The sequence below is a fragment of the Klebsiella sp. ZJOU C1 genome (assembly GCF_035620215.1).
GTDB classification, from domain to species: Bacteria; Pseudomonadota; Gammaproteobacteria; order Enterobacterales; family Enterobacteriaceae; genus Klebsiella; species Klebsiella variicola.
In genome coordinates this window covers 230,451-255,862 of sequence record NZ_CP141644.1, presented here as the reverse complement: position 1 = coordinate 255,862, position 25,412 = coordinate 230,451, and the positions used below count along the sequence as shown (strand labels likewise).

24 protein-coding genes and 1 riboswitch are annotated in these 25,412 nt (G+C 57.6%); of the genes, 10 read left to right on the top strand and 14 right to left on the bottom strand.

Going from position 1 to position 25,412, the window contains the following annotated elements; genetic code table 11:
* Positions 1 to 41: 41 nt before the first annotated feature.
* On the top strand, positions 42 to 1,025 hold the full coding sequence (locus tag SPE70_RS01210) for a quinone oxidoreductase (RefSeq protein ID WP_008807300.1): 984 nt from the start codon (positions 42 to 44) through the stop codon (positions 1,023 to 1,025).
* Between the two features lie 181 nt (positions 1,026 to 1,206).
* On the opposite strand, the gene pspG is transcribed toward SPE70_RS01210, so the two are convergent.
* The 3 genes from pspG to SPE70_RS01195 form a co-directional block, all read right to left on the bottom strand.
* Positions 1,207 to 1,449, bottom strand: a complete 243-nt coding sequence (gene pspG, locus SPE70_RS01205) for an envelope stress response protein PspG (protein ID WP_012543188.1) — start codon at positions 1,447 to 1,449, stop codon at positions 1,207 to 1,209.
* A 139-nt stretch (positions 1,450 to 1,588) separates the two neighbouring features.
* Positions 1,589 to 2,587: a tRNA dihydrouridine(20/20a) synthase DusA gene (gene dusA, locus SPE70_RS01200; RefSeq protein ID WP_012543189.1), complete on the bottom strand. Its 999-nt coding sequence runs from the start codon at positions 2,585 to 2,587 to the stop codon at positions 1,589 to 1,591.
* A 100-nt stretch (positions 2,588 to 2,687) separates the two neighbouring features.
* Positions 2,688 to 3,176 carry a cupin domain-containing protein gene (locus tag SPE70_RS01195; protein WP_324726428.1) on the bottom strand — a complete coding sequence of 163 codons (489 nt, stop codon included), beginning with the start codon at positions 3,174 to 3,176 and terminating at the stop codon, positions 2,688 to 2,690.
* 249 nt (positions 3,177 to 3,425) lie between these two features.
* Between SPE70_RS01195 and zur the strand changes: the two genes are divergently transcribed.
* Positions 3,426 to 3,941, top strand: a complete 516-nt coding sequence (gene zur / locus SPE70_RS01190; RefSeq protein ID WP_012543190.1) for a zinc uptake transcriptional repressor Zur — start codon at positions 3,426 to 3,428, stop codon at positions 3,939 to 3,941.
* 95 nt (positions 3,942 to 4,036) lie between these two features.
* On the opposite strand, the gene SPE70_RS01185 is transcribed toward zur, so the two are convergent.
* The 4 genes from SPE70_RS01185 to SPE70_RS01170 all read right to left on the bottom strand — a co-directional run bounded on the left by SPE70_RS01185 (position 4,037) and on the right by SPE70_RS01170 (position 6,967).
* Entirely contained in the window at positions 4,037 to 4,246 is a 210-nt protein-coding gene (locus tag SPE70_RS01185; RefSeq protein WP_004206293.1) for a CsbD family protein, read from the bottom strand.
* 235 nt (positions 4,247 to 4,481) lie between these two features.
* Positions 4,482 to 5,798: an MATE family efflux transporter DinF gene (dinF, locus tag SPE70_RS01180; protein ID WP_008807305.1), complete on the bottom strand. Its 1,317-nt coding sequence runs from the start codon at positions 5,796 to 5,798 to the stop codon at positions 4,482 to 4,484.
* 69 nt (positions 5,799 to 5,867) lie between these two features.
* Positions 5,868 to 6,476 (bottom strand): transcriptional repressor LexA, encoded by a 609-nt coding sequence (gene lexA / locus SPE70_RS01175; RefSeq protein ID WP_004206291.1) that lies wholly within the window; start codon positions 6,474 to 6,476, stop codon positions 5,868 to 5,870.
* Positions 6,477 to 6,598: 122 nt separating this feature from the next.
* A complete protein-coding gene (locus SPE70_RS01170) occupies positions 6,599 to 6,967 on the bottom strand; it encodes a diacylglycerol kinase (protein WP_008807306.1) in 369 nt (122 codons plus the stop codon).
* Between the two features lie 128 nt (positions 6,968 to 7,095).
* Between SPE70_RS01170 and plsB the strand changes: the two genes are divergently transcribed.
* The gene (gene plsB / locus SPE70_RS01165; RefSeq protein ID WP_008807307.1) at positions 7,096 to 9,519 is read left to right on the top strand and encodes a glycerol-3-phosphate 1-O-acyltransferase PlsB; all 2,424 of its coding nucleotides are present in this window, start codon (positions 7,096 to 7,098) and stop codon (positions 9,517 to 9,519) included.
* A gap of 57 nt (positions 9,520 to 9,576) precedes the next feature.
* On the opposite strand, the gene ubiA is transcribed toward plsB, so the two are convergent.
* The 5 genes from ubiA to malK form a co-directional block, all read right to left on the bottom strand.
* Positions 9,577 to 10,443 (bottom strand): 4-hydroxybenzoate octaprenyltransferase, encoded by an 867-nt coding sequence (ubiA, locus tag SPE70_RS01160; RefSeq protein ID WP_008807308.1) that lies wholly within the window; start codon positions 10,441 to 10,443, stop codon positions 9,577 to 9,579.
* A 12-nt stretch (positions 10,444 to 10,455) separates the two neighbouring features.
* Positions 10,456 to 10,953, bottom strand: a complete 498-nt coding sequence (gene ubiC / locus SPE70_RS01155; RefSeq protein WP_008807309.1) for a chorismate lyase — start codon at positions 10,951 to 10,953, stop codon at positions 10,456 to 10,458.
* A 187-nt stretch (positions 10,954 to 11,140) separates the two neighbouring features.
* Complete coding sequence (gene malM / locus SPE70_RS01150; RefSeq protein WP_008807310.1) at positions 11,141 to 12,070, bottom strand: maltose operon protein MalM; 930 nt, start codon at positions 12,068 to 12,070, stop codon at positions 11,141 to 11,143.
* A gap of 114 nt (positions 12,071 to 12,184) precedes the next feature.
* The gene (locus SPE70_RS01145) at positions 12,185 to 13,474 is read right to left on the bottom strand and encodes a maltoporin (RefSeq protein WP_008807311.1); all 1,290 of its coding nucleotides are present in this window, start codon (positions 13,472 to 13,474) and stop codon (positions 12,185 to 12,187) included.
* Between the two features lie 85 nt (positions 13,475 to 13,559).
* The gene (gene malK / locus SPE70_RS01140) at positions 13,560 to 14,669 is read right to left on the bottom strand and encodes a maltose/maltodextrin ABC transporter ATP-binding protein MalK (protein ID WP_008807312.1); all 1,110 of its coding nucleotides are present in this window, start codon (positions 14,667 to 14,669) and stop codon (positions 13,560 to 13,562) included.
* 370 nt (positions 14,670 to 15,039) lie between these two features.
* Here malK and malE point away from each other — a divergent pair, with 370 nt between their 5' ends.
* The 3 genes from malE (at position 15,040) to malG (ending at position 18,797) form a co-directional block, all read left to right on the top strand.
* A complete protein-coding gene (gene malE / locus SPE70_RS01135) occupies positions 15,040 to 16,230 on the top strand; it encodes a maltose/maltodextrin ABC transporter substrate-binding protein MalE (RefSeq protein ID WP_008807313.1) in 1,191 nt (396 codons plus the stop codon).
* 117 nt (positions 16,231 to 16,347) lie between these two features.
* On the top strand, positions 16,348 to 17,892 hold the full coding sequence (malF, locus tag SPE70_RS01130) for a maltose ABC transporter permease MalF (protein WP_008807314.1): 1,545 nt from the start codon (positions 16,348 to 16,350) through the stop codon (positions 17,890 to 17,892).
* A gap of 14 nt (positions 17,893 to 17,906) precedes the next feature.
* Positions 17,907 to 18,797: a maltose ABC transporter permease MalG gene (gene malG, locus SPE70_RS01125; RefSeq protein WP_002884725.1), complete on the top strand. Its 891-nt coding sequence runs from the start codon at positions 17,907 to 17,909 to the stop codon at positions 18,795 to 18,797.
* Between the two features lie 193 nt (positions 18,798 to 18,990).
* On the opposite strand, the gene psiE is transcribed toward malG, so the two are convergent.
* The gene (psiE, locus tag SPE70_RS01120) at positions 18,991 to 19,401 is read right to left on the bottom strand and encodes a phosphate-starvation-inducible protein PsiE (protein WP_004206282.1); all 411 of its coding nucleotides are present in this window, start codon (positions 19,399 to 19,401) and stop codon (positions 18,991 to 18,993) included.
* 144 nt (positions 19,402 to 19,545) lie between these two features.
* Here psiE and SPE70_RS01115 point away from each other — a divergent pair, with 144 nt between their 5' ends.
* Both SPE70_RS01115 and SPE70_RS01110 read left to right on the top strand, forming a co-directional pair.
* Positions 19,546 to 20,055, top strand: a complete 510-nt coding sequence (locus tag SPE70_RS01115; RefSeq protein ID WP_008807315.1) for a GNAT family N-acetyltransferase — start codon at positions 19,546 to 19,548, stop codon at positions 20,053 to 20,055.
* Positions 20,056 to 20,063: 8 nt separating this feature from the next.
* Complete coding sequence (locus SPE70_RS01110) at positions 20,064 to 20,519, top strand: acyltransferase (protein WP_032734029.1); 456 nt, start codon at positions 20,064 to 20,066, stop codon at positions 20,517 to 20,519.
* A 47-nt stretch (positions 20,520 to 20,566) separates the two neighbouring features.
* Here SPE70_RS01110 and pgi read toward each other — a convergent pair whose 3' ends face one another.
* The gene (gene pgi / locus SPE70_RS01105; protein ID WP_012543196.1) at positions 20,567 to 22,216 is read right to left on the bottom strand and encodes a glucose-6-phosphate isomerase; all 1,650 of its coding nucleotides are present in this window, start codon (positions 22,214 to 22,216) and stop codon (positions 20,567 to 20,569) included.
* 349 nt (positions 22,217 to 22,565) lie between these two features.
* Positions 22,566 to 22,801: riboswitch (Lysine riboswitch) on the top strand.
* Positions 22,802 to 22,980: 179 nt separating this feature from the next.
* Between pgi and lysC the strand changes: the two genes are divergently transcribed.
* The gene (gene lysC / locus SPE70_RS01100) at positions 22,981 to 24,330 is read left to right on the top strand and encodes a lysine-sensitive aspartokinase 3 (protein WP_008807318.1); all 1,350 of its coding nucleotides are present in this window, start codon (positions 22,981 to 22,983) and stop codon (positions 24,328 to 24,330) included.
* Positions 24,331 to 24,469: 139 nt separating this feature from the next.
* Entirely contained in the window at positions 24,470 to 25,399 is a 930-nt protein-coding gene (gene panS / locus SPE70_RS01095; protein ID WP_002884627.1) for a ketopantoate/pantoate/pantothenate transporter PanS, read from the top strand.
* The last annotated feature ends 13 nt before the right edge of the window (positions 25,400 to 25,412 follow it).

Here is a 25,412-nt window from a genome sequence, read left to right as displayed (position 1 = left end):
TTAAGCTTACTGGATAATCTCAGAACAACACAGGAGCGAACATGGCAACACGCATCGAATTTTCAAAACACGGCGGGCCGGAGGTGCTTCAGGCGGTTGAGTTCACGCCCCGCGATCCTGCGGAACATGAAATTCAGGTCGAAAACAAAGCCATCGGTATCAACTATATCGACACCTATGTTCGTAGCGGCCTCTATCCGCCACCATCGCTGCCGAGCGGTCTGGGCACCGAGGCAGCCGGCGTCGTCAGTAAAGTTGGCCATGGGGTAACGCACATTAAGGTAGGCGATCGGGTGGTGTACGCGCAGTCGGCGCTCGGCGCCTACAGCACGGTACACAATGTGCTGGCCGACAAAGCCGCGGTCCTGCCGGACGCCATCTCTTTCGAACAGGCCGCGGCATCGTTCCTGAAAGGATTGACGGTCTGGTATCTGCTGCGCAAAACCTATGAAATTAAGCCTAATGAAGTGTTCCTGTTTCACGCGGCCGCCGGCGGCGTGGGGCTGATTGCCTGTCAGTGGGCGAAAGCGCTGGGCGCGAAACTTATCGGCACCGTCGGCAGCGCGCAGAAAGCGCAGCGTGCCAAAGAGGCTGGCGCCTGGCAGGTAATTAACTATCGCGAAGAGCAAATCGTGGAGCGACTCAAGGCGCTTACCGACGGTAAGAAAGTGGCCGTGGTCTACGACTCGGTGGGGAAAGATACCTGGGAAGCCTCTCTGGACTGCCTGCAGCGACGCGGCCTGATGGTCAGCTTTGGCAACTCCTCCGGCCCGGTGACCGGCGTCAATCTGGGGATCCTGAATCAGAAAGGTTCTCTGTACGTCACCCGCCCATCGCTGCAGGGCTATATCACCAACCGGGAAGAGCTGGCGGAAGCCTGCAGTGAACTGTTTTCACTGATCGCCAGTGGGGTAATCAAAGTGGACGTGCCCGAGAGTCAGACCTATCCGCTGACCGAGGCCCGTCGGGCGCATGAAGTTCTGGAAAGCCGGGTAACTCAGGGGTCTAGTCTGCTGCTGCCGTAAGCGGACAAAGGGACAAAAGTTTAGGGCTTCCACCTGGGAAGCCCTTACTTTTTTTTAGTTCGGCTGTATGTAGGGTACAGCGCGATGAATTCGTTAACGCGCTAATAGTGACAGATTTGCTCAGTAATGCCTACGCGGTTGTCTGCAAAATTGTTCAGGTTGTGACAGACCCCTCAATACCTTAGTAACGCCAACGGTTATTGTCGCGAAAAGCGTTTCCGTTCGGGGATTTCAGCGCCCGAATAATCCACACCACCACCACGGCCAGCAGCAGCCACGGCAGTAATTTGATCATCAAGGCAAACAACCCGCCGACGAACATCAGCGCGGTAGCGACCACGATAGCCGCGATAATCCCCAGCAGCGATACGCCGGTCACCAACAGCATGACAAAAAATCCAATGACAAATAGCAGTTCCAGCATGGTTCTCTCCCCAACGAATGAATACTTCACTCTGCAGGTATTACAAAAAGCATGCCAAACATAAACATTTGACTTTAAAAGAAAACGCCCCGCGTCAGTGCGCGAGGCGTGGTCAATTTCACCAGGTTTTCGTCAGAAATTAACGTTTATCGGCCACCAGCTTCAGAGCATGCTCCAGCACCGCAATATCGGCGCCGGCTTTATGCGCGTTCTCGCTCAGGTAGCGACGCCACTGGCGAGCGCCGGGGATGCCCTGAAACAGCCCCAGCATATGGCGGGTAATATGGCCCAGATAGGTGCCATTGCTGAGCTCGCGCTCAATATACGGGTACATGGCTCGCACCACCGCCACCGGATCGGCATCCGCGCCGGCGATGCCGAAAATTTCGCGGTCGACCGAGGCCAGAATACCCGGGTTCTGATAGGCCTCACGCCCGACCATCACCCCATCCATATGCTCAAGCTGCAGTCTGGCTTCGTCCAGCGATTTGATCCCGCCGTTAATCGCCATCGTCAGGTGGGGAAAGTCGCGCTTCAGCTGCCAGACGCGGGGGTAATCCAGCGGCGGGATCTCGCGGTTCTCTTTTGGGCTCAGGCCGGAGAGCCAGGCTTTGCGGGCGTGAATAATAAACATCTCACACTCGCCCTTGCCGGAGACCGTCTCAATGAATTCGCATAGAAACTCATAGCTATCCTGATCGTCAATCCCGATACGGGTTTTCACCGTGACCGGAATCGACACCACATCGCGCATCGCCTTGATGCAGTCGGCCACCAGTGGCGCATTGCCCATCAGACAGGCGCCAAACATCCCGTTCTGCACGCGGTCGGAGGGGCAGCCGACGTTGAGATTGATCTCATCGTAGCCACGCGCTTCAGCCAGCTTCGCGCACTGCGCCAGGGCCTGCGGATCGCTGCCGCCGAGCTGCAGAGCAACCGGGTGCTCTTCTTCGCTATAGGCCAGATAGTCACCTTTGCCGTGAATAATCGCCCCCGTGGTCACCATTTCGGTATACAGCAGCGTATGCCGCGACAGCAGCCGCAGGAAGTAGCGGCAGTGTCGGTCAGTCCAGTCGAGCATCGGCGCGATGGAGAAGCGGTGAGCAGGGAAAACAGGTGACGTTGATTCAGGCATCATGGCGAATAAATAAGCATCCGGGTAAAAAGGGGCGCTACTATAGCACAAAGATAAACCACAGGCGCATAGTGCGCCGCGCTTCGCCCCTTCCCCGGGTCGATTACTTTTTCCGCGGCTTGCCGTCGTGTGGACCGAAGAATTGCGGCGGATGGTCAACCCAGCGATCCTGGCGCGTCGCGGCATAGCCTGGATTGAGCGGATAATAGATGCGGTTGTATTTCTTGTTGGCCTCGCCCACCACCAGCAGACGAACCTCCTGCTCGGTGTTATTGAGAAAAGTGTGGCAGATACCGGTACCCGCGGGAAAACCCACGCTGTCCCCTGGCTCCAGCTTCCAGAGATAGCCGTTTATCCACACTTCCGGATAGCCCTCCAGCACGTAGATGAACTCTTCCTCATCGCTCTCCGCGTGCGGGTACGAGGTGCGCCGCCCGGGCGGCAGTCGCTCGTGGTGGATCCCCAGCCGGTGGAGACGTAAACCGCGCCCCAGCGGCGCGCCAATCGAAAAACGCTCCGGGCTGTCGGGATAAGTGGCATCGTCGGGCCCTTCCAGTTCGCGCCAGTGGCGAATGCAATCAGGTCGTTTCATCGTTTTCTCCCGAAAATGAGACACTTCAGATATAGCATACCCAGGGTCATGCGTGTTGCGATTAAATCGGGCAGGACGGTTTTAGCGATCGACTAAGGCGTAGTCTGCACGAAAGTCAGCGGCCAGCACCCGGAACTGGCGCAGGTACCGACAATCTGAAGTATGACCCGTATCACCTGCCGGCTCTCGGTGTTTTCTGAGGAACGTGATAAAGTAACAGATTCAAATTCACGCAACCCGAGGATGCTCATGGATAAGACCCCTTCGCAAGAGATGTTAGCGCATGCTGAAAAGCTATGCGCGCAGCGCGGCGTACGCCTGACCCCACAGCGTCTGGAGGTGTTGCGCCTGATGAGCCTGCAACAAGGGGCGATCAGCGCCTACGATCTGCTGGATCTCCTGCGTGACAAAGAGCCGCAGGCTAAACCGCCGACGGTTTACCGCGCGCTGGAGTTTTTACTCGAGCAGGGCTTTGTTCATAAGGTTGAATCGACCAACAGCTATGTGCTGTGCCATCTCTTTGACCAGCCGACCCATAGCTCAGCCATGTTTATCTGTGACCGCTGTGGCGTGGTGAAGGAAGAGGCGGCGGAAGGGGTGGAAGATATCATGCATACGTTAGCGGCCAGAATGGGCTTTGCCCTGCGCCACAACGTGATTGAAGCTCACGGCCTTTGTGCAGACTGCGTGGAAGTCGAAGCCTGCAGCACGCCGGGACACTGCCAGCACGACCATTCCATTCAGCTGAAAAAGAAAGCCCGCTGAGCGTCAGCCGCAGCGGGAAACAGGGTTAACGGCGCATCCTTACGCCATTCAGACAGGCACTAACACAAATGCTTTATTCTTTGAGCCACGGAACGCTACCAGCGGTAGTCGTTTTTATGCTCCCAGTCTGAGACTTCTTTCTCAGCCTGATCCTTCGCATAGCCGTACCGTTCCTGAATTTTACCGACCAGCTGATCGCGCTTACCTTCGATCACGGTCATATCATCATCGGTAAGTTTGCCCCACTGTTCCTTGGCTTTACCTTTCAACTGTTTCCAGTTACCGCCGATTTCGTCTTTATTCATGATAACGTCCTCATCATTCGGTGGGTTTACAGCCCGTTTTGTACCGGACATGGTATTAACTATAGATGAGAATGCTGGTACCGATTCGTTATTCGGAATTTTTAACCATCATACCGATGGGTAAGGCTGAGGCGATTTTCCCGGCTTGCGCTACGCTGAGCCGGGCTACTGAGTTGCCCCGGTAAGCGGCGCGCAACCGCGGGAATTCATAGATGGCCGTGATGAACGGCAATGACTAGCTAAACCAGGTGCCGTGTCGCCAGTGGCGACGCCAGATCAGCGCCAGAGACAGGCCGCGCAGGGCGAGGAACACCGCCAGCGCCAGCCACAGACCGTGGTTACCGAGCAGCGGGACCGAAAGCAGCGTTACAGCAAACCCCGCCGCGGCGACCGCCATGCTGTTCCGCATCTCCGCGCCGCGTGTGGCGCCGATAAACATGCCGTCCAGCAGATAGCACCAGACGCCCACCACCGGCAGGATGGCCTGCCAGATCAGATAGCGATCGGCCAGCTGCTGCAGAGAAGGCAGCGAGGTTAACAACGCGATGATGTACTCCCCCGCCAGGCTATAAATCAGGGCAAACGCCAGCGCCACCATGCCAGACTGCCGGCAGGCCGCCCGCCAGACTTCCAGCAGCTGGCTGCCGTCGCGCGCGCCGTAGGCCTGGCCGGAGTGGGCCTCCACGGCATAGGCAAAGCCATCCAGCGCATAGGCGGTAAAGGTCAGCATGGTCATCAGTACCGCATTGACCGCCACAATGTCGCTGCCCAGACGCGCGCCGTACACGGTCAGCGCGCCAAAGCACAGCTGTAGCAGCAGGGAACGCAGCATGATGTCCCGATTCAACGCCAGCAGACGGCGCAGATCCCCGCGCCAGGCGTTTTTCAGCATTGCCAGCGACACGCCGCGCAGCGTCAGCACCCGCTTCGCCATCATCAGGCCAATAATGAGAGTGGCGTACTCCGCGGTGACCGTGGCCAGCGCCGCCCCCTGGACGTTCATCCGCAGGCCCATCACCAGCCACAGGTCGAGCACAATATTGAGCAGATTACCGACCACCAGCAGAATCACCGGCGCCCGGGCGTACTGGACTCCCAGCAGCCAGCCGAGCAGCACCAGATTGGCCAGCGAGGCGGGGGCGCTGAGCCAGCGGATTTCGAGAAACCGTCTCGCCTGCTCAAGCACCGCCTCACTGCCGCCGACAATATGCAGAGCGAGGTTAATCAGCGGCAGGCGAAACAGGATGATGAGAACCCCGGCGCCCAGCGCCAGAGCCAGCGGCTGCACCAGCGCCCGCGCCAGTCGCAGCGGATCTTTGGCACCCCAGGCCTGAGCGGTGAGCCCGGTGGTGCTCATGCGCAAAAACAGCAGCAGCATGAAGAGGAAACTGGTAGCCGTCGCCCCAACCGCGACGCCGCCGAGGTATACCGGGCTGTCAAGGTGGCCGATCACCGCGGTATCCACCAGCCCCAGCAGCGGGACGGTGATATTGGAGAAAATCATCGGGATCGCAAGGCGCCACAGCGCTTTATCGGCAGCGTTGAGCAGCATGTTCGGAGACCTGATTGAGGACAAACGTCGCAGCGTCATGCATCAGATGACGCTGCGCAGGGGCAGGCGCTACAGCCATTCTCCGTTACGGATCACGCCAACGGCCAGCCCCTCAATGGTAAAACTCTGCTGACGCAGATCGACAACGATAGGGGTAAATTCGCTGTTTTCCGGCAACAGTTCGACGACGTTACCCTGCTTTTTCAGGCGCTTCACCGTCACTTCGTCGTCAATGCGCGCTACCACCACCTGGCCGTTACGCACGTCCTGGGTTTTGTGGACCGCCAGCAGATCGCCATCAAGGATACCGATGTCTTTCATCGACATGCCGCTGACGCGCAGCAGGAAATCCGCGTTGGGTTTAAACATCGACGGGTCGACCTGATAGTGCCCCTCAATGTGCTGCTGCGCCAGCAGCGGCTCGCCGGCGGCGACGCGGCCGATCAGCGGCAGGCCATGTTCTTCTTCCGTCAGCAGGCGGATACCGCGAGAAGCACCGGAGACGATCTCGATCGCGCCTTTACGCGCCAGCGCTTTCAGGTGTTCTTCCGCCGCGTTTGGGGAACGGAACCCCAAGCGCTGAGCAATTTCCGCACGCGTCGGCGGCATGCCCGTCTGGCTGATATGATCCCGAATGAGATCAAACACCTCTTGCTGCCTGGTCGTTAACGCTTTCATTCCGCCCCCTGGGTGTATATACAGTTATGCTGTGAGTATATACAGCTACCGGTGATTTTGGAACCACATGGCACACAAAAATCGGCAGATTGTTTATATTTTGCGAGGCTTAGCGAAGAACGTTAGTGATAATGGCTCCACAGCAGCGTTCCCCAGGTGATCAGCGCGATGATAATCGCCAGCAGGACCGCCGCCGACCCCATGTCTTTGGCGCGCCCTGAAAGCTCATGATATTCCGAGCCAATACGGTCCACGACCGCCTCAATCGCGCTGTTGAGAATTTCGACTATCATCACTAGCAGGACCGACCCAATCAGCAATACGCGGGTGATGGCGTCGACGTCCAGCCAGCAGGCTATCGCGACGGCCACGATGGCGGCGATACCTTCCTGACGAAACGCGGCCTCGTTGATCCACGCTGCGCGAAATCCTTTCCAGGAGTAACCTGCCGCCTTAATGATTCGGGTTAACCCGGTGGTATTATTGGCCATCACAAAACCTTTTTACGTAAATGACGTCGATGAGTGTACGCGTTTGCCGCGTGGTAACGGAAATTTTGCCCACTTTCTGTTATTCTTGCCGCGCATTTGCATGATTAACCAGAGGCTTCACATCGTTTATGTCCGGCTGGCAACGAATTTACTATAAATTACTGAATTTACCATTACGGGTGCTGGTAAAAAGCAAGTCTATTCCGGCAGAGCCTGCGCAGGAATTAGGACTCGATACCTCGCGTCCGGTCATGTACGTCCTGCCATATAATTCCAAGGCGGACCTGCTGACGCTGCGCGCCCAATGCCTGGCGCATGATTTACCCGATCCGCTTGAACCGCTGGAGATCGACGGCGCGCTGCTGCCGCGTTACGTATTCATCCACGGTGGGCCGCGCGTATTTACCTATTACACGCCAAAAGAAGAGTCCATCAAGCTGTTCCACGACTACCTCGATCTGCACCGCAACCATCCGGACCTCGATGTGCAAATGGTGCCGGTCTCGGTGATGTTCGGCCGCTCGCCGGGTCGTGAGAAAGGGGAAGTCAATCCGCCGCTGCGGATGCTGAACGGTATCCAGAAATTTTTCGCCGTCTCCTGGCTCGGCCGCGACAGTTTCGTGCGTTTCTCGCCTTCCGTGTCGCTGCGCCGCATGGCGGATGAGCACGGTACCGATAAGATCATCGCCCAGAAGCTGGCTCGCGTCGCCCGGATGCACTTTGCCCGCCAGCGCCTGGCCGCCGTCGGCCCGCGTCTGCCGGCCCGCCAGGATCTGTTTAATAAACTGCTGGCCTCGAAAGCGATTGCCCGCGCGGTGGAAGACGAAGCGCGCAGCAAGAAAATTTCGCATGAGAAGGCCCAGCAGAACGCTATCGCGCTGATGGAAGAGATTGCCGCGAACTTCTCGTACGAGATGATCCGCCTGACCGACCGCATTCTCGGCTTCACCTGGAACCGCCTGTACCAGGGGATCAACGTGCATAACGCCGAGCGCGTGCGCCAGCTGGCTCACGACGGCCATGAGATTGTCTATGTCCCCTGCCACCGCAGCCACATGGACTATCTGCTGCTCTCCTACGTCCTGTATCATCAGGGCCTGGTGCCACCGCATATCGCGGCGGGCATCAACCTCAACTTCTGGCCTGCCGGGCCGATCTTCCGCCGCCTGGGCGCGTTCTTCATCCGTCGCACCTTTAAGGGCAACAAGCTCTACTCCACGGTGTTCCGTGAATATCTTGGCGAGCTGTTCAGCCGCGGCTATTCCGTCGAGTATTTCGTCGAAGGCGGCCGCTCCCGTACCGGCCGTCTGCTCGATCCGAAGACCGGTACGCTGTCGATGACCATCCAGGCGATGCTGCGCGGCGGCACCCGGCCGATCACTCTGGTGCCTATCTACATCGGCTATGAACACGTGATGGAAGTAGGCACCTACGCTAAAGAGCTGCGCGGCGCCACCAAAGAGAAAGAGAGCCTGCCGCAGATGGTGCGTGGCTTGAGCAAGCTGCGCAACCTTGGCCAGGGCTATGTCAACTTCGGCGAACCACTGCCGCTGATGACCTACCTTAACCACCATGTGCCGGAGTGGCGGGAAGCCATCGACCCGATCGAAGCCATCCGCCCTTCCTGGCTGACGCCAACGGTGAACAACATCGCCGCTGACCTGATGGTGCGCATCAACAACGCCGGCGCGGCCAACGCCATGAACCTGTGCTGCACGGCGCTGCTGGCCTCGCGTCAGCGTTCACTGACCCGGGAGCAGCTCACCCAACAGCTGGAGTGCTACCTCGCGCTGCTGCGCAATGTGCCCTATTCGCCAGATGCGACGACACCTTCCGCTTCGGCCAGCGAGCTTATCGACCACGCGCTGCAAATGAACAAGTTCGAAGTGGAGAAGGACACCATCGGCGATATCATCATCCTGCCGCGCGAGCAGGCGGTGCTGATGACCTACTATCGCAACAACATCGCCCATATGCTGGTGATACCGTCGCTGTTAGCCGCCCTGGTGACTCAGCATCGTCAGCTCAGCCGCACCGAAGTGCTGCGCCATGTCGAAACGCTGTATCCGTTCCTCAAGGCCGAGCTGTTCCTGCGCTGGGAGAAAGCAGAGCTGGCCGGGGTGGTGGATGCATTGATTGCCGAGATGCTGCGTCAGGAGCTGATCGTCGTCGATGGCGAGGTGATGAGCCTCAATCCGTCGCACTCTCGCTCCCTGCAACTGCTGGCCGCGGGCGCGCGCGAGACGCTGCAGCGCTATGCCATCACCTTCTGGCTGCTGAGCGCCAACCCGTCAATCAACCGCAGTTCGCTGGAAAAAGAGAGTCGTACCGTGGCCCAGCGCCTGTCGGTGCTGCATGGCATTAACGCGCCGGAGTTCTTCGACAAAGCGGTGTTCAGCACCCTGGTGCTGACCCTGCGCGATGAAGGCTACATTAGCGACACCGGCGATGCCGAGCCGGAAGAGACCCTGAAGGTTTATCGGATGCTGGCGGACTTGATTACGTCGGATGTGCGGCTGACGATTGAAAGCGTCACGCAGGATGACGCGTAACGCGGTGTTTTCTGCCCTCGCTTCCCCCCGATACACCGGGGGGAAGCTGACAGGGGATTACAGGTAGCTCATCGCCAGGCCCAGGAATAGCACCAGCCCGACGTAGTTATTGTTCATAAACGCTTTGAAGCAGTTATCGCGCTCGCGATTGAAGATAAGCTTCTGCTGCCAGCCAAACAGACCTGCCGCGACAAACAACGACCAGTAGTATTCCCAGCCCAGCCCATTCAGCCAGCCCACCGCGCCCATCAGCGCCAGCACGGCCACCTGCAGGATACCGATAATCAGACGATCGTTTTCGCCGAACAGGATCGCCGTGGACTTGATGCCGATCTTCACGTCGTCATCGCGATCCACCATCGCATACTGGGTATCGTAGGCCACCGCCCACAGAATGTTGGCGAGGAACATCAGCCAGCAGCTCAGCGGCAGCGATTCGCTAACGGCCGAGAAGGCCATCGGGATCGACCAGCCAAAGGCGGCCCCCAGCACCACCTGCGGCAGATGAGTGTAGCGCTTCATAAACGGGTAGACCCACGCCAGGGCCAGCGCCGCGACCGACAGCAGAATGGTCATGGTGTTGAGGGTGAGCACCAGCAGGAAGGAGAGCAACACCAGAACGATAAACAGCGTTCGCGCCTCTTTCTCGGTAACGTCGCCGCTCGGTAGCGGACGACGGGCGGTACGCTTTACGTGACCATCAAATTTTCGATCGGCATAGTCATTCACCACGCAGCCGGCGGCGCGCATCAGCCAGACGCCGGCGACGAATACCGCCAGGATCCACAGCGGCGGGACGCCCGGCGAGGCCACCCACAGCGCCCACAGCGTCGGCCACAGCAGCAGCAAAGCGCCGATCGGTTTGTCAGTGCGCATCAGGCGATGAAACGCCAACAGCTTATTCTGCGACAGACTCCACTCCATTTTTTCTTCCTCTTAGTACAACGGCGATGCAGGCAAAAACAGCTCGGTCAGCAGCAGGGGTTTGCCGCTCAGCCGCAGACGGGAACGACGCCCCCACAGCGCTGCATCGCGACCAATTTCAATAAAATCGCGGGTTAATGTCGACGACGTGAACAGGTATCGGCCCAGCGGGATCTGCCCGAGCTGCTGTAGCGCCAGCTCCGGACCACACAGTGTCGACTCCGGCACCACCGTGCGCCCGGCCAGCCAGGGTTCGCCATCGGCATTGAGTATAATCTCCCGCAGCCAGTAGCGCGGCTCGTCAGGTAGCAGCGCCGCTTCGTCAGTCAGCGCCTCACGCTCAATATACCCTTCGTTAATCAGGGTCACGGTGACCTGCTTTCCTTGTTGCTCAAAGCGCTGGGTCATTGAGTCCTCCAGCAGCAGCCAGTCACTCAGGGGCGGCGCCAGGGATGGCATAACGGCAAAATAGCGCAGCGCACGCAGTCGCGTAAGCGCAGGATGGGACATGCCTGATTCTCCGGTACATAACGTGAAAGCATTGTATCGCAGAATAGGCGGTTGGTGGCGGGCAAACGTCAATATACGATCATTCACGCAACAGCCATGCAACAGGCTGCCGCGCGTGCAAAAAAAGGTGCATCCCGAAGGATGCACCTAAAGGCTGTGCCTAAACATCAGCATTGTGGGGAGACGATTACCCCTTGCCTTTTACACTGCTGATAAAGGTGGAACGAGCGGATTTCGAGCCGAGGCGCTCAGCTTCGTTCATCAATTTCAGGGCTTTGTCGATGTCACCTTGTTTCACCGCCTGCTTAATACCGTTGTTGAAGTAGGTTTCGGTATCGCTGAGCATCGGTTCGCTTTTGGCTGCCGGTGCAGCAGCAGCAGCGGCGGCTGGCGCGGCCACCGGCGCGGCGGTATTGCCTACGGTGACCGGACCCGGGCCGGAGGAGCCGAACAGCGGGCCCACCAGCACGCTGGAGGTGCTATTGGTTTTCACTTTCAGCTTCAGCACGCCATCGGTGGTATGTTTAGCGATCGGATCCGGGATATCCGGGGCCGCATTGCCGGCGCCTTTGGCATAGGCTTTCGCCGGATCCAGTAGGGTCGTGGTCTGCTGGAGATCTTTTTCAGTGGTAAACACCAGCACATAGAGTTTTTGCTGGCCCAGCGCCGGGGTCAGGCGCATCACGCCGCCCAGGCGGTCAGCGGTCATGACGCCCGGCTGCTGATAGGTAAAGTAGTTGCTGGGGAAGAACGCCGCTGGCGTCATGTTCTGATCCAGAATCAGCACGTTCGGCGCAAAAATCTGCTTATGTTTGTTCAGTTCGCTGTCGAGCGTCAGGGTCAGCTCACCGATATTGGCCGGTACGCTCCAGGCGGCGACCGGTCCGACGATCCCCGGGACATCCAGGCGTTGACCGCCGGTGGTTAAATCAACGCTCTGCGTCTTTGATTGATCGGCAGGCGTCCAGATCAGCTGCTGCAGCGCGCTGGCTGGAATAGACGGCGCGGCGCTGGTGTTCTGCGGTACAAAGTTAACATCGGCAAGGCTCATCCCCGGCACGCATGCCAACATCCCTGCGGATAAACACAGAGCGACGAGAGTTTTCTTCATTTTCATTCTTCTCACCTTGGATAGCATCGGTTTAGCGGTAGCCAGGCAATAGCGCGCTAACCCTGAATAGTCAGGAGGGGCTGACGCCCCTCCCAGGTTACACCCGTCCTGCGGACGGTATTACCACCACACTTCCATCTGGGCACCGAAGGTAACTTCGCTGTCGTCACCGCGGCTGGAGGTGTACATGCCGCTTCCGCTGCTGTCTTTGGTCTGCAGACCGGAGGCGTTGCTGTAACCCCAGTTTTCATCCCACTTCGCGTAGGTTGCGAAAATACGGATAGCCGGACGAGACCAGACGCTGTTGCCTGCCTGCCACTGTTGAGCCAGAGTAATTTTGTACTGGTTGTTGTTTTCGCTGGTACGCTGGGATTTCACGTTGTCGTAACCGATTTCCAGCTGGGTGCTCATGATCGGCGTCCATTTGTACATCGGACGGACACCCACGGTGTACCAGGTCGAACCGTTTTTGCTGTCCAGGTCCACGTCCTGGTACATCGCCACGTACATCAGGCCCCAGTCATCGTTGAAGTCCATCGCACCGTGATCCAGAACGCGGATCATGCTGCCGTTGTTATCGATGCTGGTCCCTTGAGAGTGGCCGCTGTTCCAGGAGGTCATTGCGTCGGTCGCGTACTGAACGACAAACTTGTTGAAGCCGCCCCAGATGGACTGAGTATGTTCACCGGTCCACATCCAGCCGTCTTTCGACGCGCCGTCTTCCAGGCGGTAGTCATCCTGCGGGTTCGCACGGCCGTAATCGACGCCTAACTCCAGCACGCCGCCCGGGTTGGTTTCCAGGCCCGCCAGACGGATGTCAAAGACGTCGTTGGCCGTTTTCGCTGCATATTTTTTGGTGTCATCGCTGGAGAAGGTATAAGAACCGCCGCTTTCTGAGTTACGGGTAGCGGCCAGAGAGAGCTTACCGAAGCCAAGGTCAACGTTTTCCAGACCTGCACCCGGGCCGGAGATATCCCAGTAGTAGAAGTCGATCATGTGAACGTCATGACGCTGATAGAAGCGTTTACCCGCCCACAGCGTGGAGCCCGGCAGCCAGTCGATCAGGTTTTTACCCTGGATGTTGGCTTCACGGAACGCCGGAGAGGTGCTTTCCCAGTCATCTTCCTGATTCACGGAATAGGCAACGTTAGTATCGAAATAAAAACTCTTATCCCCTTCTTTCCACAGTTCCTGGCCCAGCTTCAGTTCCGCATAGGTTTCACATTCGTTACCAAGACGGTATTTACTTTGAGCACCGGTCGCTTTGAAGCACTGTTGCTCGCCGCCGCTGCCGGTCCAGCCAATGCCGGAACGCGCGTAGCCATGGAAATCGACAGCCAGCGCCTGAGCAGACATTACGCCTGCTGCGACGGCGACCGCCAGAGGAAGTTTGCGCAGAGTAATCATCATTCTATCTCCTGAGATCATTGCTTTTCTTTGAACGCTTCGCCGGTGTACCGCCTGCCGGGTTCGCGCCTTTTTTTAATGGGAAGCCTTACACGCCCGGCTCTTTATGCAGCCGACGACAAGCGGTGCCATCCTCACGGAATAAGTGGCAACGTTCTGGCGGCAAACCGATGGCGAATGTGGCTCCCTCTTCTACCAACACCACGTCGTTCTGGCGGTAAACCAGGTTCTGACGGATGGCGGGGATCTGGATATGAATTTGCGTTTCATGACCGAGCTGTTCGACGACCTGAACCTCGCCTTCGAGGGTCACATCGGCGATATCGCTGGGCAGTAAATGCTCCGGGCGGATACCTAAGGACATGTTGGCGCCCACCTGAACGTTGGCGCTGTCCACCGGCAGCCAGACTTGCTGACGGTTCGGCAGTTCTACCTGCACCTGATCGATAGCCGTCGCCGTGACTTTGACCGGCAGGAAGTTCATCTTCGGCGAACCGATAAAGCCAGCAACGAAGCGGTCAGCCGGATAGTGATAGAGCTCCAGCGGTTTCCCGACCTGCGCCACACGGCCGGCGTCCAGAACCACGATCTTGTCGGCGAGGGTCATCGCTTCCACCTGATCGTGGGTGACATAAATCATGGTGCGGGCCAGTCGCTTATGCAGACGGGAGATCTCGATACGCATCTGGACGCGCAGGGCGGCATCCAGGTTAGAGAGCGGTTCATCCAGCAGGAAGACGCTTGGCTCTGCCACCAGCGTACGACCGATCGCCACACGCTGGCGCTGACCACCGGAAAGCGCTTTCGGTTTACGCTCCAGGAGATGCGCCAGCTGTAAGACCTCAGCCACCTGAGTCACACGCTGGTTAATAACCTCTTTTTTCGCGCCGGCCAGCTTGAGGCCGAAAGACATATTTTCGGCAACGGAAAGATGGGGATAAAGCGCATATGACTGGAATACCATGCCGATGCCACGTTCGGCTGGCGGCACGTCGTTCATCCGGGTATCGCCAATAAACAGATCGCCGCTGGTGACGGTTTCCAGTCCGGCAATCATACGCAGCAGGGTGGATTTGCCGCAGCCCGACGGTCCAACAAACACGACGAACTCCCCATCCTGGATCTCGAGATTGATATCTTTAGATACCACCACGTCGCCCCAGGCTTTCGTTACATTTCGCAGCTGTACGCTCGCCATGCCCTTCTCCCTTCGTTACAACCTGTCACTTAAAGACACATTCAAGATGGGTCGACTATGCGGCATTCCTTAGGCTGGCAAATCCTCCACCCCCCGGCTTTTTTATGGGGGAGGAGATGGGAGGATGAGAGATTGCCTCTCGCCGCGGGGGATGGCGGACGCAGCGTGATTTCGTGATGGGGACGACAAAATTGGGCACTTTTTTCTGTGCTCCAGGACGCAATACGGCCGTTTTTGCAATGGAGATCACACAACCAGCGGGTGGGGCGTAGACCTGGGGAGGATGGAAAGGGGTTGTTAAAAAAGGAAACTCATCATCGTTAAGCCACCGAAGTGTATCCACGAGTACATCACCAAATAGGACGGGTATATGAAAATCAAAACTGGCGCTCGCATCCTCGCGCTGTCAGCACTGACCACGATGATGTTTTCCGCCTCTGCCCTCGCAAAAATTGAAGAAGGTAAGCTGGTTATCTGGATTAACGGCGACAAAGGCTATAACGGCCTCGCTGAAGTGGGTAAAAAGTTTGAAAAAGACACCGGCATTAAAGTTTCCGTAGAGCATCCGGACAAGCTGGAAGAGAAGTTCCCGCAGGTTGCGGCGACCGGCGACGGCCCGGACATCATCTTCTGGGCGCATGACCGTTTCGGCGGCTACGCACAGTCCGGCCTGCTGGCTGAAATCACCCCGGACAAAGCGTTCCAGGACAAACTCTATCCCTTCACCTGGGATGCCGTGCGCTTTAACGGCAAACTGATCGCCTATCCGGTGGCGGTTGAAGCCCTGTCCCTGATTTATAACAAGGACCTGGTGCCGAACCCGCCGAAAACCTGGGAAGAGATCCCGGCGCTGGATAAAGCGCTGAAAGCGAAAGGTAAGAGCGCGCTGATGTTCAACCTGCAAGAACCGTACTTCACCTGGCCGCTGATCGCTGCCGACGGCGGGTACGCCTTCAAGTTTGAAAACGGCAAATATGACGTGAAAAACGTCGGCGTAGACAGCGCAGGCGCGAAAGCGGGTCTCACCTTCCTGGTTGACCTGATCAAGAACAAGCACATGAATGCCGACACGGATTACTCCATCGCGGAAGCCGCCTTCAACAAAGGCGAAACCGCCATGACCATCAACGGTCCGTGGGCGTGGTCTAACATTGATAAGAGCAAGGTTAATTACGGCGTCGCCCTGCTGCCGACCTTTAAAGGCAAACCATCGAAACCGTTCGTTGGCGTGCTGAGCGCCGGTATCAACGCCGCCAGCCCGAACAAAGAGCTGGCGAAAGAGTTCCTCGAAAACTACCTGATGACCGATCAGGGTCTGGAAGCGGTTAACAACGACAAACCGCTGGGTGCTGTCGCGCTGAAATCCTTCCAGGAGAAACTGGAAAAAGATCCGCGCATCGCCGCCACCATGGCGAACGCCCAGAATGGCGAAATCATGCCTAACATCCCGCAGATGTCTGCCTTCTGGTATGCCGTTCGTACCGCGGTAATCAACGCCGCCAGCGGTCGCCAGACGGTCGATGCTGCACTGAAGGATGCACAGAGCCGTATCACCAAGTAAGAAAACGGCGGGTGGCGCTTGCGCTTACCCGCCCTACCACTACGGCTCGGACCGTAGGTCAGGTAAGCGAAGCGCCGCCTGACAAATAAGTTTTCACCGCTGTAGAGGATGATCCCCATGGATGCCGTTAAAAAGAAACACTGGTGGCAAAGTCCGCAACTCACATGGTCTGTGATTGGCTTACTGTGCCTGCTGGTGGGTTACCTTGTTGTTTTGATGTACGCCCAGGGGGAGTACCTGTTCGCCATCATGACGCTGATTTTAAGCTCAGTTGGCCTGTATATTTTCGCTAATCGCAAGGCTTATGCCTGGCGCTATGTCTATCCCGGCCTCGCCGGCATGGGTCTGTTCGTCCTGTTTCCGCTGATCTGTACCATTGCCATCGCCTTCACTAACTACAGCAGCACCAACCAGCTGACCTTTGAACGTGCGCAGCAGGTGCTGATGGATCGCTCTTTCCAGGCTGGCAAAGCCTATAACTTCACGCTGATCCCGGCGGGGGACGAGTGGAAACTGGCCCTGACCGACGGCGAGAGCGGTAAAAACTACCTTTCCGACGCTTTTAAATTCGGCGGTGAGCAGAAGCTGGCGTTAAAAGAAACCGATGCCCTGCCGGAAGGCGAGCGCGTCAGCCTGCGCGTCATTACCCAGAACCGCACTGCGCTGAACCAACTGACCGCGGTGCTGCCGGATGACAGCAAAGTGATCATGAGCTCGCTGCGTCAGTTCTCTGGCACTCAACCGCTGTATACGCTTAGCGAAGATGGGGTGCTGACCAACAATCAGACCCACGTTAAATACCGCCCGAACAATGACGTAGGCTTCTACCAGGCGATTAACGCCGACGGCAGCTGGGGCACTGAAAAGCTGAGCCCGGGCTACACCGTGACGATCGGCTGGGATAACTTCACCCGCGTCTTCCAGGACGAAGGTATCCAGAAACCGTTCTTCGCTATTTTCGTCTGGACCGTGGTGTTCTCGGTGCTGACGGTGATTTTGACCGTGGCCGTGGGAATGGTGCTGGCTTGTCTGGTGCAGTGGGAAGCACTGAAAGGCAAAGCAATTTACCGCGTCCTGTTGATTCTGCCGTATGCCGTACCGTCGTTTATTTCGATTCTGATTTTCAAAGGGCTGTTCAACCAGAGCTTTGGTGAAATCAATATGATGCTCAGCGCGCTGTTCGGCATTAAGCCGGCCTGGTTTAGCGACCCGACCACCGCGCGCACCATGATCATCATCGTCAATACCTGGCTGGGCTATCCGTACATGATGATCCTGTGCATGGGGTTGCTGAAGGCGATTCCGGACGATCTGTACGAAGCGTCGGCGATGGATGGCGCCGGTCCGTTCCAGAACTTCTTTAAAATTACGCTGCCGCTGCTGATCAAACCGCTGACACCGCTGATGATCGCCAGCTTCGCCTTTAACTTTAACAACTTCGTGCTGATTCAGCTGTTGACCAACGGTGGTCCGGACCGTCTCGGCACCACCACCCCGGCCGGTTATACCGACCTGCTGGTGAGCTACACCTATCGCATCGCCTTTGAAGGCGGCGGCGGTCAGGACTTCGGCCTGGCGGCGGCTATCGCAACGCTTATCTTCCTGCTGGTTGGCGCGTTAGCGATTGTGAATCTGAAAGCCACACGCATGAAGTTTGATTAAGGGAGATAACGATAATGGCTATGGTCCAACCCAAATCTCAAAAGCTGCGTCTCTTTACTACGCATCTCCTGCTACTGATTTTTATCGCGGCGATTATGTTTCCGCTGCTGATGGTTATCGCCATCTCGCTGCGCGAGGGTAACTTCGCCACCGGCAGCCTGATCCCGGATACCATCTCCTGGGAACACTGGCGTCTGGCGTTAGGCTTCAGCGTCGAACACGCCGATGGCCGCGTCACGCCGCCGCCGTTCCCGGTGCTGCTGTGGCTGTGGAACTCGATTAAGGTCGCCGGCATTACCGCGATCGGTATCGTCGCCCTCTCCACCACCTGCGCCTACGCTTTTGCCCGTATGCGCTTCCCGGGGAAAGCGACGCTGCTGAAAGGGATGCTGATTTTCCAGATGTTCCCGGCGGTGCTGTCGCTGGTGGCTCTGTATGCGTTGTTTGACCGCCTGGGCCAGTACATCCCGTTCGTCGGCCTCAACACCCACGGCGGCGTGATCTTCGCTTATATGGGCGGTATCGCGCTGCACGTCTGGACGATTAAAGGCTACTTCGAAACCATCGATGGTTCGCTGGAAGAAGCGGCGGCGCTGGATGGCGCGACCCCATGGCAGGCCTTCCGCCTCGTGCTGCTGCCGCTGTCGGTGCCGATTCTGGCGGTGGTGTTTATTCTGTCGTTCATCGCAGCCATCACCGAAGTGCCCGTCGCCTCGCTGCTGCTGCGCGATGTGAACAGCTATACCCTGGCGGTAGGTATGCAACAGTATCTCAACCCGCAGAACTATCTGTGGGGCGACTTCGCCGCTGCGGCGGTGCTCTCCGCCATCCCGATCACGGTCGTCTTCCTGCTGGCGCAGCGCTGGCTGGTTAACGGCCTGACGGCGGGTGGGGTGAAAGGTTAAGTTTTTTTTGTAACACCGGCCCCAAATTTCAGATGAGGGCCGACGGTCTAGCCGCAATACACGACCCCAACCGGGTATTGTCGCCGTCGCCCTCAGCTGAAAAAGTAAGGCCAATGCCACTGCTATCCTCAACTGGACCCTACATAAATTTTATTTGTGACTGTTGGTCAGCGGCCCTGGAGGCCGCTTTTTTTTATTCGCGTTTCAGGCGATTGGAGTTACACAGCCAGAGCGTAATCACCAGGATCAGGATCGCAGCAGAGTAAATTAGCACCGCCATCGGCGACTCATGGTCGATGATAATCAGGCGCACAATCGCGGTGATGCCGATATAGACGAAATAGCGCAGCGGGAAGTGGAACCCCGACTGAAAATACTTGACGATCAGCGCGATAAACTCGAAGTAGAGGAAGTAGACCACCAGACCTTCCACCAGCCGGTACTTACTGGTCGGCTCCGGGGTAAAGAGGACATCGGCCAGATGCAGCGTCTCTTTCCCGAGGAAGACGATCAAAATAATCCCCAGGCACAGCAGCCCAAGATTCAAAACCGTTTGCATCGCGGTGGCGATAAAATTCACCAGCGGACGATAAACCGACGACATAAATACCCCTCATCATTATGCTTCTTTGAGACCTGTATAACGCAAAAATGTGATCCAGATCGACATTATTCGCTAACTTTTTGCCACCACCGGCGAAGATGTAACAATCACAGCCCAGACGGACGGGTTAAAAAGGAAACAACCATGCTGAAGATTCGTACCGCACGCGCAGAGGATGCGGCTTTACTCAATGAAATGGGCAATGCCAGCTATCGCCATCACTTTGCTCACCTCTGGCATAACGCCGACGAGCTGGCGTGCTACCTGCAACAAGAGTATTCCCTGGCCTCGCTGCAACGCAGCCTGACCGATTCCCAGTGCTGTTGGTTGATTGCTGAAGCCCCCCACCCTGTCGGCTTTGCGAAATACGCCTGTCGTCAGGCGATAAGTCCTGAAGGTCCGTCCGGTACGCTGTTGCATAAGCTCTATCTGCTGCCTGACACAACGGGCCGACGCTACGGCGAGCAGATATTTCGCGCCGTCGAGGCGAGAGCAAAAGCGGCCGGTGAACGCTGGCTGTGGCTGGAAGTGCTCGCCGATAACCCCGCTGCGCGCCGCTTTTACGAACGTCAGGGGATGCAGCACGTGAAAGATGTCGCATTTCATTCCGCCAGCCAGCAAAGCACCTTACATATTCTGGCCAAACCGATCTGAGAGGCACTATGCATACCCTTCGGGAAACGGCGATCCGCAACGTCACCAGCGGTGAGAACGTGGTGATCTACCAGCCCGCCAACCTGTACGACTGCACACTGGGCGATAACGTCTTCGTCGGGCCGTTCGTTGAGATCCAGGGCAATACCCGCATCGGCGCGAACAGTAAAATTCAGTCCCATACCTTTATCTGCGAGTACGTCACCATCGGCCAGCGCTGCTTTATCGGTCACGGCGTGATGTTTGCCAACGACCTGTTTCGCGAGGGTAAACCAAACGCCGACCGCGCCAGCTGGGGGCGAATTGAGATTGGCGATGACGTGTCGATCGGCAGTGGCGCCACGATTCTGGCCGTCAGCATCTGCGACGGCGTGGTGATTGGCGCGGGCAGCGTGGTGACGAAGTCCATTACCGAGAAAGGGGTGTGGGCGGGAAATCCAGCCCGCCTGCTGCGGCGGCTGTAAAAAAAATGCCGACCTAAGGGTCGGCATTGCGTCTTAGCTGCGCAAGATTATGCGCGCCAGGCTTTATAACGGTTAATCAGGCCGTTAGTCGAGCTGTCGTGGCTGCTAACTTCGCTGCCGTCTTTCAGCTCCGGCAGGATGCGGTTAGCCAGCTGTTTGCCCAGTTCAACGCCCCACTGGTCGAAGGTGAAGATGTTGAGGATCGCGCCCTGGGTGAAGATTTTGTGCTCGTACAGGGCAATCAGCGCCCCCAGGCTGAACGGGGTGATTTCACGCAGCAGGATGGAGTTCGTCGGACGGTTGCCTTCAAACACTTTGAACGGCACCACGTGCTCCAGGGTCGCCGGATCTTTACCCTGATCGCGATATTCCTGCTCGACCACTTCACGGGATTTACCGAAAGCCAGGGCCTCGGTCTGAGCGAAGAAGTTGGACAGCAGCTTCGGATGATGGTCGGACAGCGGGTTGTGGGTGATAGCTGGGGCGATGAAATCGCACGGTACCATTTTGGTGCCCTGGTGGATCAGCTGGTAGAACGCGTGCTGACCGTTGGTGCCCGGCTCACCCCAGATGATCGGGCCAGTCTGGTAGTCTACCGCGTGGCCGTTACGGTCAACATACTTACCGTTGGACTCCATGTTGCCCTGCTGGAAGTAGGCGGCAAAACGGTGCATGTACTGGTCGTACGGCAGAATCGCTTCGGTTTCTGCTCCGAAGAAGTTGTTGTACCAGATACCGATCAGCGCCAGCAGCACCGGCAGGTTTTTCTCCGCCGGGGTGGTGGAGAAGTGTTTATCCATCGCATGCGCGCCGGACAGCAGCTCAACGAAGTTGTCGAAGCCCACGGAGAGAATGATGGACAGGCCAATCGCCGACCACAGGGAGTAGCGGCCGCCAACCCAGTCCCAGAATTCGAACATGTTGGCGGTGTCGATGCCGAACTCGCCAACCGCTTTCGCGTTGGTAGAAAGCGCCGCGAAGTGTTTGGCCACGTGCTTGTCGTCGCCCGCGGTCGCCAGGAACCAGTCGCGCGCGCTGTGGGCGTTGGTCATGGTTTCCTGAGTGGTGAAGGTCTTGGACGCCACCAGGAACAGGGTCGTTTCCGGGTTGACGTTCTTCAGCACTTCAGCGATGTGGGTGCCATCGACGTTGGAGACAAAGTGCATGTTGAGGTGGTTTTTGTACGGACGCAGCGCTTCGGTGACCATGAACGGACCGAGGTCGGAACCGCCGATACCAATGTTAACCACGTCGGTGATCGGTTTGCCGGTATAGCCTTTCCAGCTACCGGAGATAATCGCTTCTGAGAAGGTTTTCATCTTCTCCAGCACAGCGTTCACTTCCGGCATCACATCTTTGCCATCAACCACAATCGGCGTATTGCTGCGGTTGCGCAGCGCGACGTGCAGTACCGCACGGTCTTCGGTACGGTTGATCTTTTCGCCGGAGAACATCGATTTAATGGCGCCTGCCAGATCGGTCTCTTTCGCCAGATCCTGCAGTTTAGCCAGCGTCTCTTCGGTGATGCGGTTTTTGGAGAAGTCCACCAGCATCAGATCGTCGAACGTCGCGGAAAACTTAGAAAAACGGTCGCTATCTTTGGCGAACAGCTCGCTGATAGTGACATCTTTCATTTCGTCGAAGTGTTTCTGTAATGCCTGCCAGGCAGAGGTCTGCGTTGGGTTGATGTTTTTCATTAGCAATACTCTTCTGATTTGAGATTGTGACTTCGGTCGATTGTAGCGCCGGTGACGGAAAATTGTGATGATTTTTGTGACTTGTCCCTGACGCCGGTCAGGAATCGGGTCAAAACGGAGTAAAAAGCCCCATTAGTATAGCTATCATAAGGCTTTTTTCTGTTAGCCGCAGGGGCATGAAAAATCCGCATAACCGCAGCGTTGACATAGCTGGTGTTAAGCCTTTATATATCCGCAGTGCTTACGTATTGGTAGGTATCTATTGCTCGCGCATTTCACGCTACAGCGAAAGGGTATTCGCGGGGGATATAATGTCCCTGTTCCCCCGGCCAGGTGAAAGACGTCGGTAATTGCCAGAAGAGGTGCGTTGCCCAGGTAACCGTATTGGAGGAACCAGTCCGGGGAAAATACGTGAGGGGGAGCAACGCCGAGGTGAAAGAGCGTCTGGTCACGCTCCTCACCGGCCACAGGGGCTGAATCCCCTGGGTTGTCACCAGAAACGTTCGCAGTCGGGCGTTTCATACCCGAACACCTCAGCGCCCAGAGCGGTGAGTCGGGTCTACAAGGTGGAGCACTTCTGGGTGACATCGTAGTTGTTTATCACTCTGCGCCACCCTGTTTATCGCTCTTCCCTTGTGCCATGGCTGAATAATTTGGCCTGGCTTATTAAGACATTTTGTTGCGATCCGGCGGCGTCCAGCCCCTGCCACGATCGGTGTTCAGGAATCGTTTTAATAAGTCAGGCCCCCTGACACGAGGTTGTTATGACAGATCTAGTCGTCGCCAAATTTGGCGGCACCAGCGTTGCCGATTTTGACGCTATGAACCGCAGCATCGATGTGGCGCTGCTCGATGCCAATACCCGTATTGTTGTGCTCTCCGCCTCCGCCGGCGTGACCAACATTCTGGTGGCCTTAGCGGGAGGGCTGGAACCCACCGAACGTTTTTCCCAGCTGGATGCTCTGCGCCAGATCCAGTTCAATATTCTGGAGCGTTTGCGCTATCCCAACGTGATCCGCGAAGAGATTGAGCGCCTGCTGGAAAATATCACGACGCTGGCGGAAGCCGCCGCGCTCGCCTCCTCGACCGCCCTGACCGACGAACTGGTCAGCCATGGCGAACTGATGTCCACCCTGCTGTTTGTAGAAATTCTGCGTGAACGCGGTATTCAGGCGCAGTGGTTTGACGCCCGTAAAGTGCTGCGCACTAACGATCGCTTTGGCCGCGCCGAACCGGACATCGCCGCCGTCGCCGAACTGACCCAGCAGCAGCTGGCGCCGCGCCTGGCGGAAGGCCTGGTGGTGACGCAGGGCTTTATCGGCAGCGAAGCGAAAGGCCGCACCACCACCCTCGGCCGCGGCGGTAGCGATTATACCGCCGCTCTGCTCGGCGAAGCGCTGAATGCCACCCGCGTCGATATCTGGACCGATGTGCCCGGGATCTATACGACCGATCCGCGCGTGGCGCCAGCGGCGAAACGCATCGACGTCATCGCCTTTGAAGAGGCAGCGGAAATGGCCACCTTTGGCGCCAAAGTGCTGCACCCGGCGACCCTGCTGCCCGCTGTGCGCAGCGATATCCCGGTGTTTGTCGGCTCCAGTAAAGAGCCTAAAGCGGGCGGTACGCTGGTGTGTAAAACCACCGAGAACCCGCCGCTGTTCCGCGCGCTGGCGCTGCGTCGCCGCCAGACGCTGCTGACGCTGCACAGCCTGAATATGCTGCACTCCCGCGGCTTCCTCGCCGAGGTATTCGGCATTCTGGCGCGCCATAACATCTCCGTCGATTTGATCACCACCTCCGAAGTGAGCGTGGCCCTGACCATGGATACCACCGGCTCAACCTCTGCAGGCGATACCCTGCTGACCCAGGCGCTGCTGACTGAACTCTCCTCGCTGTGCCGCGTGGAAGTGGAGGAAGACCTGGCGCTGGTGGCCCTGATTGGCAATGAGCTGTCGAAAGCCTGCGGCGTCGGCAAAGAGGTCTTTGGCGTCCTCGAGCCGTTTAATATCCGCATGATTTGCTATGGCGCCTCCAGCCATAACCTCTGCTTCCTGGTGCCTGGCGCCGATGCGGAGAAGGTGGTGCAGAAGCTGCATCATAATTTGTTTGAGTAAAATTTCTTAGCACGATAAACAATACCTATAGCCGGGCTCGAACCCGGCTTTTTTATAACAACATCAACACAACCAGCGGACCTGCTCGCCGCCCCATCGGGATGGCGCGGCCCGGTTCGCGTATCGCAAGGAACACAACATGCTCGCAACTCTGACGCGGCTGTTCCCGTTATGGGCACTGCTGCTCTCCGTTCTGGCCTATTACACTCCCACCACCTTCACCCCAATTGGCCCATGGGTCACCACCCTGCTGATGCTGATCATGTTCGGTATGGGTGTGCATCTGAAGCTGGAGGATTTCAAACGCGTCCTGTCGCGCCCGGCGCCGGTCGCTGCGGGGATCTTTCTCCATTATCTGGTGATGCCGCTCGCCGCCTGGCTGCTGGCGCTGCTGTTTCATATGCCGCCGGAGCTTTCCGCCGGGATGGTGCTGGTCGGCAGCGTCGCCAGCGGGACCGCCTCCAACGTGATGATCTTTCTTGCCAAAGGGGATGTGGCGCTGTCGGTGACCATCTCCTCGGTCTCCACCCTCGTCGGCGTCGTGGCGACACCGCTGCTCACCCGTCTGTACGTCGACGCGCATATTCAGGTCGACGTCATGGGCATGTTGCTCAGCATTCTGCAGATTGTGGTCATCCCCATCGCGCTGGGACTGATTGTCCATCATCTGCTGCCGAAGGTGGTGAAAGCGGTAGAGCCGTTCCTGCCCGCTTTCTCGATGGTATGCATACTGGCGATCATCAGCGCGGTGGTGGCGGGTTCCGCCGCCCATATCGCCTCCGTCGGCCTGGTGGTGATTATCGCGGTGATCCTGCATAACACCATTGGCCTGCTTGGCGGCTACTGGGGCGGACGTCTGTTTGGTTTTGATGAATCCACCTGCCGTACGCTGGCGATCGAGGTGGGGATGCAGAACTCTGGCCTGGCGGCCGCGCTGGGTAAAATTTACTTCGGCCCGCTGGCGGCGCTGCCAGGCGCGCTGTTCTCCGTCTGGCATAACCTGTCCGGTTCGCTGCTGGCCGGGTACTGGTCAGGAAAGCCTATCGCCAAAAAAGCCGACAAGCGCTGAGCGTGATACGTCC

Coding starts and splice junctions, on each gene's coding strand:
- lexA (WP_004206291.1), bottom strand. CDS start 6,476: ATGAAAGCGTTAACGACCAGGCAGCAAGAGGTGTTTGATCTCATTCGG.
- SPE70_RS01145 (WP_008807311.1), bottom strand. CDS start 13,474: ATGATGATTACTCTGCGCAAACTTCCTCTGGCGGTCGCCGTCGCAGCA.
- malE (WP_008807313.1), top strand. CDS start 15,040: ATGAAAATCAAAACTGGCGCTCGCATCCTCGCGCTGTCAGCACTGACC.
- zur (WP_012543190.1), top strand. CDS start 3,426: ATGGATAAGACCCCTTCGCAAGAGATGTTAGCGCATGCTGAAAAGCTA.
- panS (WP_002884627.1), top strand. CDS start 24,470: ATGCTCGCAACTCTGACGCGGCTGTTCCCGTTATGGGCACTGCTGCTC.
- ubiC (WP_008807309.1), bottom strand. CDS start 10,953: ATGTCCCATCCTGCGCTTACGCGACTGCGTGCGCTGCGCTATTTTGCC.
- lysC (WP_008807318.1), top strand. CDS start 22,981: ATGACAGATCTAGTCGTCGCCAAATTTGGCGGCACCAGCGTTGCCGAT.
- SPE70_RS01195 (WP_324726428.1), bottom strand. CDS start 3,176: ATGAAACGACCTGATTGCATTCGCCACTGGCGCGAACTGGAAGGGCCC.
- pgi (WP_012543196.1), bottom strand. CDS start 22,216: ATGAAAAACATCAACCCAACGCAGACCTCTGCCTGGCAGGCATTACAG.
- malM (WP_008807310.1), bottom strand. CDS start 12,070: ATGAAAATGAAGAAAACTCTCGTCGCTCTGTGTTTATCCGCAGGGATG.
- SPE70_RS01170 (WP_008807306.1), bottom strand. CDS start 6,967: ATGGCCAATAATACCACCGGGTTAACCCGAATCATTAAGGCGGCAGGT.
- malK (WP_008807312.1), bottom strand. CDS start 14,669: ATGGCGAGCGTACAGCTGCGAAATGTAACGAAAGCCTGGGGCGACGTG.
- malG (WP_002884725.1), top strand. CDS start 17,907: ATGGCTATGGTCCAACCCAAATCTCAAAAGCTGCGTCTCTTTACTACG.
- psiE (WP_004206282.1), bottom strand. CDS start 19,401: ATGTCGTCGGTTTATCGTCCGCTGGTGAATTTTATCGCCACCGCGATG.
- dinF (WP_008807305.1), bottom strand. CDS start 5,798: ATGCTGCTCAACGCTGCCGATAAAGCGCTGTGGCGCCTTGCGATCCCG.
- pspG (WP_012543188.1), bottom strand. CDS start 1,449: ATGCTGGAACTGCTATTTGTCATTGGATTTTTTGTCATGCTGTTGGTG.
- ubiA (WP_008807308.1), bottom strand. CDS start 10,443: ATGGAGTGGAGTCTGTCGCAGAATAAGCTGTTGGCGTTTCATCGCCTG.
- malF (WP_008807314.1), top strand. CDS start 16,348: ATGGATGCCGTTAAAAAGAAACACTGGTGGCAAAGTCCGCAACTCACA.
- SPE70_RS01110 (WP_032734029.1), top strand. CDS start 20,064: ATGCATACCCTTCGGGAAACGGCGATCCGCAACGTCACCAGCGGTGAG.
- SPE70_RS01115 (WP_008807315.1), top strand. CDS start 19,546: ATGCTGAAGATTCGTACCGCACGCGCAGAGGATGCGGCTTTACTCAAT.
- SPE70_RS01210 (WP_008807300.1), top strand. CDS start 42: ATGGCAACACGCATCGAATTTTCAAAACACGGCGGGCCGGAGGTGCTT.
- dusA (WP_012543189.1), bottom strand. CDS start 2,587: ATGATGCCTGAATCAACGTCACCTGTTTTCCCTGCTCACCGCTTCTCC.
- plsB (WP_008807307.1), top strand. CDS start 7,096: ATGTCCGGCTGGCAACGAATTTACTATAAATTACTGAATTTACCATTA.
- SPE70_RS01185 (WP_004206293.1), bottom strand. CDS start 4,246: ATGAATAAAGACGAAATCGGCGGTAACTGGAAACAGTTGAAAGGTAAA.